Source organism: Sciscionella marina DSM 45152, assembly GCF_000379465.1.
Classification (GTDB): Bacteria; Actinomycetota; Actinomycetes; order Mycobacteriales; family Pseudonocardiaceae; genus Sciscionella; species Sciscionella marina.
This window is the reverse complement of the sequence record NZ_KB905401.1, coordinates 33,278-49,916: the sequence shown is the minus strand read 5'-3', so window position 1 is coordinate 49,916 and position 16,639 is coordinate 33,278. Positions and strand designations below refer to the sequence as shown.

Sequence of the window (16,639 nt, the reverse complement as noted above, 5' to 3'; positions counted from 1 at the left end):
AATGGCCTATGTGACTTATGAACACGAAAAGGTGCGGCACGTCGGCGAGTTGACCGGGTCTTCCATGGTACCACTCGACGGTCTGACCGAGCTAGGTGTGCGAACTACTCCGGAAGTGTTACGCGCGGCGGTCCGCGACACCCGGGGCGCGGTTCCGGTTGACGCCGTGCGCTGGCTCCCAATCGTCCCGCAGCCGTCGAAAGTGTTCTGCGTCGGGCTGAACTACCGTGATCATGTCCTCGAGACCAGCCGCGAAATGCCCACCTATCCCGTGCTGTTCCCGAAGTTCGCGTCCAGCCTGCTCGGTGCCTACGACGATATCGTGTTGCCACCGGAATCGGACCAGGTGGACTACGAGGGCGAGCTAACCGTGGTGATCGGCCGCACCGGCCGGCGGATCGCCGAAGCGGACGCCCTTGACCAAGTACTGGGCTACACGGTCGCCAACGACATCACCATGCGCGATTTCCAGTCCAAAACTCACCAGTGGATGCAGGGTAAAGCCTGGGACGCCAGCACACCCGTCGGACCGCACCTGGTCACCCCGGACGAGGTCGATCTGTCGAGGGCGGGCATCAGAACCGTGGTCAACGGCGAAAAAGTGCAGGACTCGGATATCTCGATGCTGATCTTCGATATCCCACGCTTAATCGCCACCATCTCCACCTTCACCCAGCTGAACCCCGGCGATCTGATTCTGACCGGAACCCCCGGCGGCGTCGGCTTCCGCCGCGACCCACCACTGCTGCTGCATGACGGCGACCAGGTCACCGTCGAGGTCGACGGCGTCGGCGCGGTGCACAACCTGGTGAAAGGACCCCCCGCATGAACATCACCCATTACGGCCACGCCTGCGTGCTGCTCGAAGTCCCCGCATCCGGCCGGCCGGTCCGCATCCTGCTCGACCCAGGCAGCTACTCACCCGGCTTCGAGGACCTGCGCGATCTGGATCTGATTCTCATCACACACACCCATCCGGACCACCTCGACGTCGACCGGATTCGCGCCCTGAACACCCACGCCGAGCTGATACACAGCCCCGGCGCTTCCACCGCACTAGCCGGCTATCCGGGGCCGACCCGGGTGGCCAAACCAGGTGACACACTGGAAATCCACGGCGTCGGGATCACGGTGGCCGGGGGCCAGCATGCGTGTATCCACCCGGATCTTCCACGTATGGACAACAACGGCTACCTCATCGCGGACTCGGTGTATCACCCCGGCGACGCATTCGACCAGCCGCCCGCCGCAGCCGACACGCTACTGCTGCCGGTCGGCGGTCCGTGGATGAAGATCAGCGAGGGCATCGATTATCTCCGCTCGGTCGCCCCGCGGGTGGCCATTCCGATCCACCAGTCCGGGCTCGCCCCCGTCCATCAAGAACTGCACTACAACCTGCTGCGCAACCTGGGGCCCGCCAACAGCGAGATCGTCATCCTCGATCACGCCAGCACTCACACACTCTGAGCGATGTCGTGGGACATCGCGGCGACGGCCTCGCGGACCGCGCGCTCGATGGAGCTGAGCCCGCCAGGCGGGACCCGCGCGGCGGACGCGCGATGCTGGCGCTGGCGCAGACCGCCCCGCCCCGGAGCGGCGCCGCGGCACCGCGGACGTTTTCATCCAGCGTCGCTATGAGACACCACGGTCGCGGGATTCAGGTCGGCCGGCTGCGCAAGACATTCGGATCGGTCGCGGTACTGGTGGTGAAACGCGGCAACAGAGCCTGCCGCGACATCGCGCTGCCCCCATCGAATTCGTCCAGACGAGCAGCATTTCCCAGGCCGCGCCTGCGGTGATCGGCAGTAACAGGATGTCCAGCGCCCGGTCAGCAGTGGAGTTTCCGCACCCGATACCCACCCGCTCGTCCAGCCAAGCCGTCACACCATGAATCCCTATTTAGTACGATATATATCGAATTCAGGGCTCAGCGTGCCGTCAACGGGCTTTGCGAAGTAGGTAGGACCAGCCTGCGTGCAACTGGGCCGGATTCCATACCTGATCCCGTTTGAAATGGGCCTCCGCCTCGTCCGACCACGCGGCGGGACCGCCGGACGCGGCCGCGAGGAGCTGGGTGTGGCAGGCGCGTTCGAGCAATACCGCGTACATCACGGCGGTCTCGATATCGGGCCCGGCGGTGACCGCTCCGTGGTTGGGGATGAGCACTGCATTGGCGTCGGCCAGACTGCGGGCGAAGGCCTGACCGAGTGCAGGGGTGGCGATGAGGGCACCGGTGTCGGTGAAACGCGGAAGCTGCGGATAGGTGAACGGGACCGCGTCATGACTCAACGCCTTGAGGTCTGTGTCCAGTGAGGCGAACGCGGCGAGCGTCGGGGCATGGGTGTGCACCACGGCCCCGGCATCGGGACGCGCCGCGAGGATCTCGGTGTGGATCGGGTATTCGAGGTGGCGGCGGCCAGTGCCCTCGAGCACCGTGCCGTCCGGCGCGACGAGCACCACCTTGTCCTCGTCAATCTCCTCGAATCCCCAGCCGGACGCCTTCATCCACACGCCACGGCCCTCAGGGTCACGCACGGATGCGTGACCCCAGACCATGTCGCCGAGCCCGGCGCCGGCCAGTACCTGGCCGGCCTCGATCACCGCTTGGCGTGGCGGTTTCCCGTCCGCGTCTCCTTGGCTTTCGTCGCCGTTCGTGCCGATAACCCGCATTCGCGCGCTCACGGATTGATCACGCTCATCCACATGGGGTCCGTGCGTTGCTGCATGGCGTCGATCGCCTTGACCGCATCGCTGAGCGGGCAGCGATGGGTGATCAGCTCGTCGGCCGCCAGGGTGCCCTGCGCGAGCAGGTCCAGCACTTCCCGGGCGTCCGCGCGGGTACACGCCCGGGTGCCGACGAAACGCCAGCAATTGATCATCAGCAGCGCCGGTGGCAGCGGTAGCGGTGTGAGGTTGCCACCCATGTGCACGAGCGCGCCGCCGGTGGCCAGCGCGGCCATGGCCTGGCCGGTGACCGGGCCGGTCGGGACGTAGTCGAGCACCGCGTCGGCGCCGTCGGGAGCCAGCGCGCGCAAGTGCTGAGTGAGCGCGGCTTCGTCGGGCAGCTCTCCGGTGGCGACCACGGTCACCGGAGAGCTGCCCGCCAACGGAGTCACCGCATCGAGGCGCGCCCGGTCGCGGCCGACGAGGATCAGCCGGGCTGCGCCGTAGTGCTCCGCGAGCTTGACCGTGGCCGTGCCCATGGTGCCGGTCGCCGCGGTGATCACCAGCGTCGCGTCCGCGGGCAGCTCGGCGCATTTGAGCGCGCGCACGGCATTGGCCAGATCGTGCACCTTGGCCCCGATATCGAAGCCGACCGAATCGGGCAGGAGGTCGACCAGCCAGTGCGGTACCCGGACATATTCTGCCAGCCCGCCGTCGTGGTACTGCTCGTACATCGGTGCGGAGCCCGCACCGAAGAAGGCGTGGCCGACCATCGCCTGCTGGGCACACATCATGTCCAGGCCGGCGCGACAGTAACGACAGTCCCCGCAGTTCAGGTTCGGATGCATCCGAACCCGGTCGCCGACCGCGAGCCCGGTGACCTCGTCGCCGACCTGCGCGATGGTGCCGGCCGCCTCATGACCAACGGTGGTGGGCAGGTGCTTGAACGCGCCCGATTCGAGCAGCCGCAACATGCCGGGAGCGACACCGGCCGAGGCGACCTTGATGACCACATCCCGCGGCCCCGGATCCGGAACGGGGACATCCTCCAGCACCAGGGCGTCGGCGCCGCTATGCGCACGGAGGGCGAGCATGGAGGTCACTGTGCGGCCACCGTTCCGGCCAGGGCGGCGAGCCGCTCGGGTGTGCAGGCCTCGGCGTCACGGTCCGTTTCGGCGATCTGCGGAAGTTCCTGGTGGGAGAGTAACTTGAGGTAGCGGCCGGGCTCGGTGCTGACTTCGGTGTGCGCGATGCCCAGCGGCACCCGCACGAAATCGCCCGGTCCCAGTTCGACGATGCCGCGCTGGCTGATCACCGTGCGGCGCCCGCTTGCCTGGTACTGGATCTCATCGGCGTCCAGCGTACGGCGGTAACGGCGCTCGTCACCCGGATTGGTGCCCACGGTGCCGATCCGGACGTTCTTGGTGGAGTAGAGCCAGGTGGTGTCCTGGTTAGGGTTGGCGCGCTGGATCTGGATGCGGCGGGCTTCATGCTGCACCTGGTTGAGCAGGAGTTGTTCGTCAGCCCTGAAGACCGTGATGTCGTGGCCCGGTGCGCCCATGCACTGGGTGACCGCTTCGTTCACGTTGCCTGCGGTCCAGCCGGGGAACGGCGGGTCCGCCGGGGCGGACACCCGGTGCGGCGGCTCCAACTCGGTGACCGGAGCGGGGAAGTAGAACAGCAGGTGGCTTTCGGTGCGCCCGTAATTGTCGTGGGCGACTCCACGTGGGATGAGTGAGAAATCGCCAGGGACGTGTTCGACCACGCCGAGCTCGGTCATCAGGGTGCGGTCTCCGGCGATCTGGTAGGAGATCTCGTCCACATCGCAGTTGCGGTGATAGAACGGCTGGCGGTTGTCCATGGTCTGCCATTCGACGCGAAGTTCGTCGTTCTCATACAGGCCTCGCGGCGGGGCGAACGGCTGTGCTCGGTACTCCTGCGGGAAATGCACTACGGTCAGCGGCGGGTAATCGCGCCACAATTTGATCGGGAGGTCCGGCGCGTGTGGTGGCGAGAGGAGCTGGTGCTCGTCGCGGACGATGCTGCGCAGCGGTTGTGCCGCCCCGATGAGCATGATGTCTTCGACTACGGTCATGACTACCTCCTGGAGTGTTGAACTTACCGCCAGATTACCGCGCCGTCCCGTTAAACGACACGCGGCTCCTGCAAAGCAGGACTACGGGATTTGGCGAAGTGAATGAACCAATCGACCAATTCGGGATCGTCGGTGGCGCTCACATCGAGCACGGATGCGGGCGAAGCGCCCTGGAGCAGGCGTTTGAGCGGTACTTCCAGCTTCTTCCCGGTGCGGGTGTGCGGGATGCCGGGCGCCTCGATGATGTCGTCGGGTACATGTCGTGGCGACGCTCCGGTGCGGATTGCTTCGACGATGCGGCGGCGCAGGCCGTCGTCGAGTCGTGTGCCCGGTCGCACCACCACGAACAGCGGCATCCAGTACTCGCCCGTCCTGCCTTCGATGCCCAGTACGAGTGCCCCCTCGATTTCGCCGAGTTGCTCGACCACCTGGTAGATATCGGCACTGCCCATCCGCACACCGTTGCGGTTCAACGTCGAATCGGATCGCCCGTGGATGATCACCCCGCCGTGGCCGGTGATGGTGATCCAATCGCCTTGCCTCCAGACTCCGGGGAACATCGAGAAGTAGGTCTCGTGATAGCGGCGGCCGTCCTCGTCGCGCCAGAAGCCCAGTGGCATGGACGGCATCGGTCGGGTGATGACCAGTTCGCCGACCTTCCCGCGTAGGGAGTTGCCGTTGTCGTCGTAGGCGTCGACGGCGACCCCCAGACACGGCGCGGAGATTTCGCCTGCCCTGGTGGGTATCGTCGGCGCGCTGCCGACGAATCCGGTGACGACGTCGGTTCCGCCGCTGACCGAGGCGATCTGCACCGACGGCCCCAGTTCGGTGGCCAGCCACCGTGCCGTCGCGGCAGGCAAGGCGGACCCGGTCGTCGCGACACACGTCAACGCCGTGAGCGCGCGGCCGGCGCGCACCGTGAGCTGCTGTTGCCGGCAGGTCCGCAGGTATCCGGGACTGAGCCCGAGCACGCTCACCCCGAGCCGTTCGGCAATGTCCCAGAGCGCCGCGATGTGGGGGCCGCCGTCGTAACTGACGATCCGTGCCCCGACCAGCAAGCCGCCGACGAGGGTGTTCCACAGCATCCAGCTCGGCGTGGTGAACCAGAAGAACGTGTCGGCGGCGCCGAGGTCGAAGTGCAGCCCCATGGTTTTGTACTGCTCGAGCAGCACCCCACCGTGCCCGTGGATGATCCCCTTGGGTATTCCGGTGCTGCCGGAGGAGAACACCACCCATAACGGATGGTCGAAGGCCACCGGAAGCGGGGCGAATTCGGGATCACCCGCGGTGGCGGCGTCCCAGGACAGTGCGCCCGGCACGCCGCTGCCGATGCGTTCGACCGCGATCAGCAGGCGCACGCCGGGCAGCGCGGAAACCAGCTGAGCCACCGCCGCTGACCGGTCCTGCACCACGGCGTTGAAACGGTATCCATCGGCCACGATCAGCGCGGCGGGCTCCAGCTGGCCCAGCCGGGCGTGTGCCGCGGGCACGGCGTAATCCTGCCCACAGCAGGCCCAGATCGCGCCGACGCTCGCCGTGGCCAGGAACGCGATCACGGCCTCGGCGATGTTCGGCAGGTAGCCGGCCACCCGGTCGCCGGGCCCAATCCCGTGCTCGGTCAGGGTGGCCGCCAGTGCCGCGACCTGGCGGCGCACCTCACCCCAGGTTAGTCGCACCGGTGCGGTGCCGGGTTCGGACTCACCGACGATGGCGATGGCCTCGCTTTCACCATGGCGCAGCGCGTGCGCGGCGTAATTGAGCCGTGCTCCACGAAACCAGGAAGCCGACTGTGGCCTGGTCTCGTTCAGCGGGGCCCCGGCTCGGTTGTCGACTCCATGGCGAAGAAATCCCATACCGATTGCCAGAAATCGCCGAGATTCTCGGTGGACCAGGCGTGCAGTTCGGCGTAGCCCGGCAGGGCCAGTTGATGACGATCCGCGACGAAGGAGGTGAACTGGGCGATCCGCGATGCCGATATCGCATCAGGATCGGGCTGCCAGATGATGTCGCTCATCACGTCTCCCGGGGCTGGTGGTGGCGCGCGTAGTGCTGGCGCAGCACGTCTTTTCCGTAGTCGTTTCCGTTGGGGGTGCGCACGATGGTGTGCGTGTGGAACGGTTCGGCTTCCTCGTTGTCGAAGAAGATCCCGCCGTGGTTGTCGAATTCGATCAGGATCACCGGGCTCTGCACTTTGTAGTAGAAGGGTCCGTCCGGGTCGTCGGTGCCGATCCAGCCGAACCAGGTCTCGGACAGCCAGCGGTCCACCTCGGCGAATTTGGCCCGGCGCGGCCCGGCCGGCAGCCGATCCAGATAGGGCTCGACCACCTCGCGCAAGCGGCCGATTTGTTGTCCGGTAAGGTCTTTTGCCGGTATCCCGGAGTAGGGGATGAGCCGGTTGTCGTGACCGGCCCCGGACAGGTGGCGGCCTTCGATCAGCCCGGACAGTTCATGCGGCAGATCCCGGGCGCGCATGGACCGATATAGGGTCGCCTCGGCGCGCTGCCGGGCGGACAACGCGGCGTAGAAAGCGAATCCTGCCGCGCGCTCGGCGGCGAGTACTTCCGTTCCCCGGTAGGTTCCCGATTCGGCAAACCACGGCTCCGCGCCCATGAAAGTCGGGGTCAGTATCATTTGCCTGCCGACGAAGACACAGTTGATGTCGAGATGGTGCCCGGAAATCTGCCATCCCCACGGGCGCTCGGGATGCGGTTCACCGAAAACGCAGAGGTGATACATCCATTCGGTGAGCGTGTCGGCGTAGTCGTCGACGAGCTCACCGAGTGTACGATTCAGTCGCATCACATCCCGCGCGCTCCGGTAACCCGAGGCACTCAGACTCGCCTCGATGAGCCGCAGCGCGGCCTGCCTGGCCGCGGGTTCGAGCTGTTGCAGGCACACGCCGTGCGGTTCCCAATCAGGGAAGGCGTTGGTCCAGCGGCGCCAGGCGGAAGAATCCATCGGGAGCACCGCCCGCGCGCGCAGTGTCGCGGGCAGGGCGGCATGGAAGGCGCGGGCCGCGGCCACGGTGGGCGCGGTGTCGAAACCGTGATCCTCCAGGCCGTAAAGCGCGGGGATGACGTGGCCATCGTGGGTGATGCCACGCCACGGCTGTTCGGCATTCGCCACGACCGGGGGCATCGGATGATCGCCGAGCAGCGCACCGAGGGCGCGCACGTCCCCGGACAGATCGACCCGCCCGTTGTGCAGCGGAACCAGCCCCTTCGCTCGTGGCGCGTAGTTCCGCAGACGTTGTCGTGGGCTCGCCGAATCCGGAGCGGTCAAACGCAGGCGCAGCCGACCGTGTGATGCGCGGTCTTCTATATGGCCATCGGGCCGGATGAGCAGCGCGGAATTCTCCTCGTTCAGCCCCACGGTGGTCAGCCATTCGACGGGCACGGCCCAATCGCCGGGAATGCGTACGACGGTCAGTGGTGTGCGCAGATCCGGTACGTCCCGCGTCTGCGCGGAGCGGGTCAGCACGGTGTAGCCCCGGTCGTCCAGCAGGTCCAGTGTGGAGATACGGTCGCGTTCGCCGGCCTGGATCCAGGCGTGTGGCATGCGGTCGCCGATTTCCGCGGAGGGCCGGTAGTGCGTGACGCCGGGCTGCTGGCCGGCGCCGTAGCTGAAGCCGATCTGCCCGGCCAGGCTGTTGAAGTTCTCGTACATGCCGTTGATGGCGGTCCCCACCTCGGCAGGGGTGGAATCGGCGGTGAGTGCGAAGACGGCCGGGACGGCTTGGGCGTTCTTCATGCTCTGTTCGGTGTTGCGGATGGCGACGGGACGCCGTTCGATTTCATAGGTCTGCAACAGCGCCGGATCGGCCTGCCCGTTGTGCACCGCAGCCAGTTTCCAGGCCAGGTTGTGCGCGTCCTGGATGCCGGTGTTCATGCCCATGCCACCGGCGGGTGGGAAACTGTGACAGGCGTCGCCGACCAGGAAAACCCGGCCGGTCTGGTAACGGTCGGCCACCCGGCCCGCGAGGTTCCACGGAATCACGTGCCGCACGTCCAACTCGAGGTCGCTGCGCCCGATGGCCTGCCGCACATGTTCAAGTGCCTCGGCCTGGGATGGCGTGTGCTCGGGGGCGTCGAAGGACAGGTACACCCAGGTCTTGGCGATGTCGTAGGCGATGAAGATCCCGGGAATGCTGCCGGCCAGCGCCCAGTAGAACAACGCCGTCCGCTTACCGACCACGGCGCGCAGATCGGCCTCGAAATGGATGGTCAGACAACGGGCCACGTCGACCGGGCCCTCCAGGGAAATGCCCAGCATTGCGCGGACCGAGCTGTTCGCCCCGTCGGCACCCAACAGGTAGCGCGCAGGCAACCTATAACTGGATCCGTCCTCAGTGGACACCGTGGAGACCACCTGCTCGGCCGATTCCTCCGCCGAGCGCCACTGATGTCCGCTGCGGAGTTCTATGAGCGGTTCCTCGGCGATCGCGTCCAGCAGGATCCGCTCGAACAATGGCTGGGCGAGGTTGATGCGCGGTAACGGGGTGTGCGTGTCGTCGTGGGATTCGAAGGGCAGCCGGCCCAGTTCGGTGCCCGTCAACGTGGTCATGAACACCGACCACCGATCGTCGGTGGCCGGTGTGGCTTCCCGGCACATCCGGGCGACATCCAACCCGGCGGCGCGGGCGATTTCCAGGCTGCGCGGGTTCAGCACATGCGCTTTAGGGGCGCACGCCTGGTGACTTGTCCGTTCGAGCACTGTCGACGCTATTCCTTGCCGCGCAAGCAACAGCGCCGACATCAGGCCGGACGGTCCGGCTCCCACAATCACCACAGCCATGACGGCGTCCCTTCAACGGATCGGCAGCCCATCGTGTTGCTCGCCATTCGCGGCGAAACTGACGCCGACGTCCCACGGCCGGCCTTGTGCGGGCACCGGTGTGATGATCGCGAGATGCTTTTCCGATCCCGCGCCCTCGTTGTACTGGCGATGCGGCACCCCGGCGGGCAGGATAACCAGGCTGTGCGGGCCCACCACGTGCTTCTCCAATGCGACTTCGACGGTCAGTTCACCGTCCAGTACGAGGTAGTACTGGTCGAAATCGTGGATATGCGTGCCCGGTCCGCCGTGCCCCGGCTCGACCTCGGCCATGCTCACCACGATGTGCTCGGAACCGGTGGCCGGGGTGGCCAGTGGGGTCATCCGGAAACCCGGCATCGGCTCGGTCGACTCGGCCGCCTCCGCGGACATCACGTAACCACTCCGGTCGGTGCGATGCTCGGCAGGAACCTCGCCCGGGCCATCGACGAAATACACGATCGGCCACACCGGTGACGGCGCCGGGACAATGATCTCGAAGTGCGTCTCACTGTCCGAGCCGTCGTTCCAGTTGCAGTGCGGCAGGCCGGCCGGGATGAAGACGAGTGAGCCCGGTCCTGCGTGGTGCACTCCCTCGCCGAGCTGGACCTGCGTCGACCCGCTGACCAGATAATAGAGCTGATCGACCTGGTGGTAGTGCAGGCTCGGCCCGCATCCGCCGGAGCCGATGTGACTGGCCAGCATCAGCGCGCTTTCCAGCCGCGACAGAATCTGGGCACGGTAGTGCGGAAAACCGGTGTCGTAGGACTTGCCGATATCAAAGGAGCGGATGAACTCCATAGCGGCTCTATTCGTAAGAGTTGAGGTGTTGCGGTCGGGTACCGAGCCGCTCGGCGCCGCTCTCACGCACCACGAGCATGTCGCCCCAGCTGACGTCGTAGGCGCGCGCGACGACGCGTCCTTCGCTTGCCGGGAACGCGGTCGGCTTGCAGATGAACACCGAGCCCGCCTCGATGGGATCGTCGAGCACGGCCTCCGGCACGTCGTTCGGAATGAACAGCGGCCCGTCAAACCCGCCGTGCAGTAGGAAACACATCCCGAACTCGGTTCCCTTCGCGACGTCCAGCGCGGCCGCCTGCACCGCACGCCAGGTCGCGCCGGGTACGAGCGCGGAGCGGGCCGCCTCGAACGCGGCGATGTTGAGTTCGAACGCCGCACGTTGCTGCGGGCGGACGCGCCCGGCGACGAACGGGTCGGCGACCTGCACCACGTTCGGGTAGCCGGGCATGATTTCCGCCGCGACACACAACCCCTCTTCGACCGGCCCGGTCGGCGTCGCGACGAGGCGGGGCCGCGGGTTGCCCCACATTCCCGGGCACCAGGCGATGGACGGGAGACCGAGGCCAGGACGCATCATCGCCAGCATCCCGGCCCGGTACGCATCCGCCTGCTCGGCGCCGACCCGGAAAGCCGCACCGATCGCCCGGGCGCCCGCCTCGGCCACCTCGATCCCGGCCCGCAGCCCCGCGATCTCCGTCTCGCTTTTCACGTAGCGCGCCGCGGCCATCACCGGGGCCCCGTCGACGACCTCGGCGTCGCCGAGTGCACCAAGGATCCGGGACACCGTCGAATAGATCACGTAACCGTCGGCGTTCCGCACATGGGAATAGTTGTTCCCGTCGAGGCCGGCGATAGCCACGCGTGCGGCCCCGAGCTTCGTCGAGCGCAGCTTCGCGGCAACCACCGCGCCGTAGGGAACCTTGGTGGAACCGTTCGCGGTGGCACTCTCGCGCTGCTTGATCCAGCCCTCCCGGTCGACGGCGAGGTCACTGTCCTCGCCACCGAGCAGCACGAACGGCTCATCTTCCAGCGGGAACAGCACCGCCCCCGGTTCGCCTGCGAGGTACAGGGCATCCGTTGGGTTCGACTCCGGCAACGCGATCAGCAAGTCGATCTCGCGCGCCCGCATCTGCTCGCGTACCCGCCCCCAGCGCCAGTCCCGTTCGGTCACATCCACGTCAACACCCACCTTGTATGTCCTGTTTAGCAGGATATAACTCCTGCAATACGAACAACAATAGCAGGGCGGTGACCTGGTGTGCGCTCGGTTCACCCGTGAGTGCCCTAGGCTGTCCCGCATGTCAGGAAAAGTGTCTGGGACGTACCGCGCCCGCAATTCGACCGCCGATCGGGCACTGGACATTCTGAGCATGTTCACCGACACCGAACCGGTGCTGTCCGGAGCCGCGGTCGCCGACCGGCTCGGGGTCGCGCGCTCCACCGCGTACCGCTATCTGCAAAGCCTGGTCGCGACCCGCTTCCTGGAAGAGGCACCCGAGGGAGGATTCCGACTGGGACTGCGGATCCTGGAAATCGCCCGGGTCGCCCGGCGCAGCTACGGGCTCTCCGAAGCCGCGATGCCAATCATGACCGGGCTCTGCGAAGCCACCGGCGAGACCATCCTGCTGACCCGCCGCGTCGGCGATCTCGTGGTGTGCGTCGAGCGCGCCGAATCCAGGACGCGCGCGGCCAGGATCTCCTACGAACCCGGCAGCACCCTCGCCGTCAACGCCGGAGCCTCCGCACTGGCACTGCTGGCCTGGAGCCCGCCCGAGCAAGCGCGCGCCGTCCTGGAATCCGCGGCCCCATTCCGGCAATTCACCCCCGCCACGCTGACCGACGTCGACGACCTGATGAAACGGCTCGTCACGATCCGCGCGGACGGCTACTCGATAACCAGAGCGGAACTGGATCCCGACGTACTCGGGATCGCAGCGCCCATCCGCAACTCCGCGGACGACGTCGTCGCGGCCGTGAGCGTGGCCGCCCTGGCCACGCGCGTGGACACCAGCGCCGAGGCGAAGTTCATCGAACTGGTCCTCGACGCAGCCCGGGCGATCAGTGAGCGCATCGCCGCCATCAACGACTGACCTACCGGAACCCACCATCTCGAAGCCCAGAGTCTTGTCACCGACCGTCGCACGGTGGTTCCATCTCGGATCCGGCTGAGCGCACGGTCCGTCGAACTTCTTCGCGCGCTCCCGCACGAGGCGTCGGCCCACGATGTCGGGTCTGCGATCTGGTCGAGTAACAGTTGGAACCTGTCCCGACCGCCTTGGTCACGCACGGCGCGCTCGTCGCACCGATCCGGATGGACGGGTTGGACAGTCGGGTCGATCATGACGTCATAGAACTTCCAAGAAGCACCGCCGTGGGTGAAGCGTCCGTGTCCGACCATGCGCGCATCCAGAACACACGAGTCTCCTCGTCACGCGAGGCGGCGTCTGCGTCGACCATCCAGAACCTTGCGAACTCGTTCGCCGGTAGCCCTTTCCGACGCCGAAGTCGAAGCGACCGTGAGAAAGCTGGTCGCGGCCTCTGGTAGTCGACTCCGTCGGGAACGGTCAGTCCGGCGTCCTTGTGCCGCTCGACGGTTTCCGTGTATCCGGCGATCATGGTTGATGTCCGCCGATGTGCCAGACCGGTCGCGATGGGAAGCAGGAGCGCGAAATCCGGCAGGAGAGAACTACGTTTTAAGGAATGGCAGACCGGCCGTGCAGGCGGCCACTGGCTACGGCATCCACCGTGGAGGCCGTGGGAGGTCAACGACGAGCTGTGTTCGTCAGGATGATGCGTCCTGGCGCATGCCGCCCTTCACTCAGTGCGTGCGCCTCGGCAACCTGATCGAGCGGAAATGCCGCCGCGACAGGCACGCGCAGCAAGCCCTTATCTGCGAGCGTGACCGCGGTCGTGAGGCCGTGCAGAGCGAGTGGATCGGCGTGGGGCACAGTGGTTGCGCCTGTCCCGTCAGTGGGCGCGTCATTGGGGGCGCCGTGTGACAGGTGGACGCCGTACGCCGCGGCGTCCAGGTCCGCGATCGTCACCACACGCTCGGCATCGCCGACGATGGTAACCAGGTCGGGCAGGGCACCACCGGCGCAGTCGATGACCGCATCAACCCCGCTCGGCGCCAAGGCGCGGACCCGCTCGACAAGACCGGGTCCATACGTCGTCGGCACCACGCCGAGGGACTGCAGGAACTGACGATTGTGCTCTGAGGCCGTGCCGATGACGGTGGCGCCACGGGCGAGGGCGAATTGCACGACGACCGAGCCGGTCGCCCCGGCCGCGCCCTGCACCAGCACTGTCTGTTCGGCTCCGAGGGCCAGCCGGTCGAGGACGCGGGTCGCAGTCTCGACGCTGCCCGCGGCACCGCCCGCTTCCTCCCACGTCCACACGGCCGGCCGGGGCGCCCAGGCCACCAGCACCGCGAAGTCGGCGTTGGCGCCTCGGGTGGCCGAAGCGGTCATGCCGAATACCTCGTCACCGATGCTCACGCCTGCGACACCCTCACCGACCTCGTCCACGACACCCGCCGCGTCGAACCCCGTCCGGTAGGGCAACGATACGGGTACCATCGCCCGCAGCGCTCCGGAACGCACGCGTACCTCCCCGGTCGTGAGTCCTGAGGCCCGCACCCCGATACGGATCTGGCCCGGCCCGGTATGGGGCTCCTCGACCGTGGCGACCTGCATAACGGTGGGTGGCCCGTACTCATTGAATTGCACTACTCGCATGGTCCTCAACATAACGGGGCACGCCGCCCGTTTCGCTAATATGAGAGTGATGACGGCCCAACCGAGAACCCCTCTCCGATCGGATGCACGCGACAACCGGGAGCGCATCCTGGCTGTCGCCCGCGCCGTGTTCGCAGCCGAGGGCATCGATGTACCGATCCGGGAGATCGCCCGATGCGCCCAGGTCGGCGTCGCGACGGTGTACCGGCACTTCCCGACCAAGGACGTCCTGCTGGCTGCGGCCTTCGCCGACCAGAGGCCCTCATGCGCGAGCATCGTGGAGGACGGCCTGGCACACGACGACCCGTGGCGCGGGTTCGGTCTGGTGATCGAGAAGCTTCTGGAGGTACATGCACGCGATCGCGGCTCCGCCTCCAGGCTCCCCGGGACAGTCGACCTCGTAGCCGAGCGCGACCGAACACTGCGCCAGCTGCTCGACCTCATCCGGAGCGCCAAGGATACCGGCGAGCTTCGGGCGGACTTTGTACTGGAGGACCTCGTCCTCGCACTGATGACCAACGAGGGCATCCAAGCCGCGACACCCCAACTGAGGGCGGCGACGTCACGGCGCTTCGCCGCCCTCATGATTCAGTCCTTCCAAACCAGGCCCAACCTGACCACGCTCCCGCCGGCCGTCCCGCTCCCTCTCATCTCGGAACAAGCAACACACCATCCTCACGTCCGCCCCAAAACCCGGTCATGAAATCCATGCCCGCCAAGGGACCCTGCCGGGCGGCACGAACCGTCGATGAGGCGTCCGCGATGCGCAGGGCCAGAGCGACCAACGACCACCGCCCAAGACAGCCGTGTCCGCGCGACAGCCCAGCTCTACAGAGGTTGTACACGGCCATCCCGTGGCAATTCCTGCGCCAGGAGATAGGGAATGGCTCAGGCATGATCTGCTGGCGGTGGTTACGGGACTGGACCGAGGCTGGCGTGTAGTCACGCCCGCACGAGCTGCTGCTGGCCAGGCTGCTTGGTGAGGTTGATCGCCTGGTCGGGGGCGGCGTAACCGGCAGGATGTCACCCAACTCATGCCGCTGATCGAGGCAATCCTGCCGGTACGTGGCACATGCGCGTTGTCGTGGATGACGAGCGGGTCACGCAGTTGATGCGGACGGGACCAGGATCGCGCGGCCTCGAACCCGGTTCAGGGTGAGATCGTCGAGCGCTTCGGCGGCCGCGTCCAGTGGGTAGCGCCGAGTGCGCAGTGTCACCTTGCCGGTTTCGGCGAGCACCATCAGCTCCACCAGGTCGCAGTAGGTGCCGACCATGTTGCCGACGACGTTCTTCTCCTGCCCCACCAATGCCATGGTGGGGATCCGCAGTTCGCCGCCGTACCCGATCACGAACAGCGAGCCACCGGCCGCGGTGATGGCCCCTGCGTCATTCTCCGCACCCTGTTCGGCGACGAAGTCGAACACGACGTCCGCGCCGCGCCCGCCGGTCAGGTCCAGTACCGCGGCCGTCTGGTTACCGTCGGCCCGGACAGTCACGTCAGCACCGAGTTCGGTGGCAAGCGCGAGCGCGCCCGCGTCGCGGTCGACCACGACGATCCTCGTGCCGGTCAGCGCAGCCAGGACCTGAATGCCGATGTCCCAATCCCCCGGCGCCCTGCATGAGTGCGACGCTGCCCGGTGGCAGCAGTGCAACCGCCTTACGCACCGCGTGGTAGGCGGTGAGCCCCGCGTCCGCCAGCGCGGCTACGTCAGCGGGGTCGGTGGCCGGGTCGAGGCGGACACACGCCCGCGAACTCGTGCGCAGGTACTCGGCCATGCCACCGTCGTGATCGGACACACCGGGGAAAGCGCTTGCCGCACAAGCCATGTCGCGGCCAGCCCGGCATGCCGGGCACAGTCCGTAGGACGGTTGCGGGTGCAGGATCACGGTGTCGCCGACCTCGACGTTGGTGACGCTGGCGCCGACCGCGTGCACCCAGCCCGCGTTCTCGTGTCCCAAGGTGTAGGGCAGCCGCGGGCCCATTGCCTGGGCCCATTGCCTGGGCCCATTGCCTGGGCCCATTGCCCCTCGGTGATGTGCAGGTCGGTCCGGCACACCCCGGCTCCCCCGATCCGCACGATGACGTCCAGCGGGCCGGACAGCACCGGTTCGGGCACCTCCTCGACGGTGGGTTGCTTGTGGTAATCGCGCAGACGCACGGCCTTCATGTACTTCTCCTCGCAGAGTGCCGATCGGGTCAGGGCAGTTGAGCGGGCACCTCGGTGGGCACGACCTTGCGTAGCCGTCGGCGTGGCAGGGTGATCACGATGACCGCGCCGGCCACCACGACCAACGGGACGACGAGCAGTCCGAACAGTGAGCGGGGTGCCCAGGAGTGGTCGAGCAGCACACCGGCCAGCGCCGGTGCGGTCAGGGCGCCGATGCGGCCGAAGGTCAGCCCAGCCGACCCCGGTGGCCCGCACGGGCACCGGGTAGAGGCCAGGGGCGAGGGCGTTGAGCCCGTTTCGTACGCGCCACATGGGAATACGAGCTGAACGGCTCACCGACGCCCGGCGGATTGGCGTAGCTG

At 67.0% G+C, this 16,639-nt stretch carries 14 protein-coding genes and 1 pseudogene; 4 read left to right on the top strand and 11 right to left on the bottom strand.

Annotation, left to right across the window (positions count from 1 at the left end):
• Position 1: 1 nt before the first annotated feature.
• On the top strand, positions 2 to 829 hold the full coding sequence (locus A37U_RS0124185) for a fumarylacetoacetate hydrolase family protein (RefSeq protein WP_020499254.1): 828 nt from the start codon (positions 2 to 4) through the stop codon (positions 827 to 829).
• Positions 826 to 1,467 (top strand): MBL fold metallo-hydrolase, encoded by a 642-nt coding sequence (locus tag A37U_RS0124180; RefSeq protein WP_020499253.1) that lies wholly within the window; start codon positions 826 to 828, stop codon positions 1,465 to 1,467. Before A37U_RS0124185 ends, A37U_RS0124180 begins: the two co-directional genes overlap by 4 nt.
• Positions 1,468 to 1,938: 471 nt before the next feature.
• Here the strand turns inward: A37U_RS0124180 and A37U_RS0124170 are convergent, their stop codons facing one another.
• The 8 genes from A37U_RS0124170 to A37U_RS0124140 are packed head-to-tail and all read right to left on the bottom strand — an operon-like array spanning position 1,939 to position 11,561.
• The gene (locus A37U_RS0124170) at positions 1,939 to 2,682 is read right to left on the bottom strand and encodes a class II aldolase/adducin family protein (protein ID WP_240437669.1); all 744 of its coding nucleotides are present in this window, start codon (positions 2,680 to 2,682) and stop codon (positions 1,939 to 1,941) included.
• Complete coding sequence (locus A37U_RS0124165) at positions 2,679 to 3,758, bottom strand: zinc-dependent alcohol dehydrogenase (protein WP_240437668.1); 1,080 nt, start codon at positions 3,756 to 3,758, stop codon at positions 2,679 to 2,681. Before A37U_RS0124165 ends, A37U_RS0124170 begins: the two co-directional genes overlap by 4 nt.
• A 5-nt stretch (positions 3,759 to 3,763) precedes the next feature.
• Complete coding sequence (locus tag A37U_RS0124160) at positions 3,764 to 4,759, bottom strand: cupin domain-containing protein (RefSeq protein WP_020499250.1); 996 nt, start codon at positions 4,757 to 4,759, stop codon at positions 3,764 to 3,766.
• A 50-nt stretch (positions 4,760 to 4,809) separates the two neighbouring features.
• Positions 4,810 to 6,612 (bottom strand): acetoacetate--CoA ligase, encoded by a 1,803-nt coding sequence (locus A37U_RS45090; RefSeq protein WP_205623008.1) that lies wholly within the window; start codon positions 6,610 to 6,612, stop codon positions 4,810 to 4,812.
• Positions 6,564 to 6,773 (bottom strand): hypothetical protein, encoded by a 210-nt coding sequence (locus tag A37U_RS53080; RefSeq protein ID WP_020499249.1) that lies wholly within the window; start codon positions 6,771 to 6,773, stop codon positions 6,564 to 6,566. The genes A37U_RS45090 and A37U_RS53080 overlap by 49 nt, the downstream gene beginning before the upstream one ends.
• The gene (locus tag A37U_RS48520) at positions 6,773 to 9,553 is read right to left on the bottom strand and encodes a DUF3500 domain-containing protein (RefSeq protein ID WP_083933813.1); all 2,781 of its coding nucleotides are present in this window, start codon (positions 9,551 to 9,553) and stop codon (positions 6,773 to 6,775) included. Before A37U_RS48520 ends, A37U_RS53080 begins: the two co-directional genes overlap by 1 nt.
• 12 nt (positions 9,554 to 9,565) lie before the next feature.
• A complete protein-coding gene (locus A37U_RS0124145) occupies positions 9,566 to 10,372 on the bottom strand; it encodes a cupin domain-containing protein (protein WP_020499247.1) in 807 nt (268 codons plus the stop codon).
• 7 nt (positions 10,373 to 10,379) lie between these two features.
• Positions 10,380 to 11,561, bottom strand: coding sequence for a M24 family metallopeptidase (locus tag A37U_RS0124140; protein ID WP_169526933.1), 1,182 nt, complete (start codon positions 11,559 to 11,561; stop codon positions 10,380 to 10,382).
• A 109-nt stretch (positions 11,562 to 11,670) separates the two neighbouring features.
• Here A37U_RS0124140 and A37U_RS0124135 point away from each other — a divergent pair, with 109 nt between their 5' ends.
• Entirely contained in the window at positions 11,671 to 12,462 is a 792-nt protein-coding gene (locus A37U_RS0124135; RefSeq protein WP_026197544.1) for an IclR family transcriptional regulator, read from the top strand.
• A gap of 672 nt (positions 12,463 to 13,134) precedes the next feature.
• Here the strand turns inward: A37U_RS0124135 and A37U_RS0124130 are convergent.
• The gene (locus tag A37U_RS0124130) at positions 13,135 to 14,109 is read right to left on the bottom strand and encodes an NADP-dependent oxidoreductase (RefSeq protein WP_026197543.1); all 975 of its coding nucleotides are present in this window, start codon (positions 14,107 to 14,109) and stop codon (positions 13,135 to 13,137) included.
• A gap of 49 nt (positions 14,110 to 14,158) precedes the next feature.
• Here A37U_RS0124130 and A37U_RS45080 point away from each other — a divergent pair, with 49 nt between their 5' ends.
• Entirely contained in the window at positions 14,159 to 14,812 is a 654-nt protein-coding gene (locus tag A37U_RS45080; protein ID WP_051111725.1) for a TetR/AcrR family transcriptional regulator, read from the top strand.
• Positions 14,813 to 15,209: 397 nt separating this feature from the next.
• Here A37U_RS45080 and A37U_RS45075 read toward each other — a convergent pair.
• Together A37U_RS45075 and A37U_RS53870 are read right to left on the bottom strand one after the other, a co-directional pair.
• Positions 15,210 to 16,277, bottom strand: a pseudogene (locus tag A37U_RS45075) (NAD(P)-dependent alcohol dehydrogenase).
• A gap of 29 nt (positions 16,278 to 16,306) precedes the next feature.
• Positions 16,307 to 16,459, bottom strand: a complete 153-nt coding sequence (locus A37U_RS53870; protein WP_020499241.1) for a hypothetical protein — start codon at positions 16,457 to 16,459, stop codon at positions 16,307 to 16,309.
• Positions 16,460 to 16,639 lie beyond the last annotated feature (180 nt).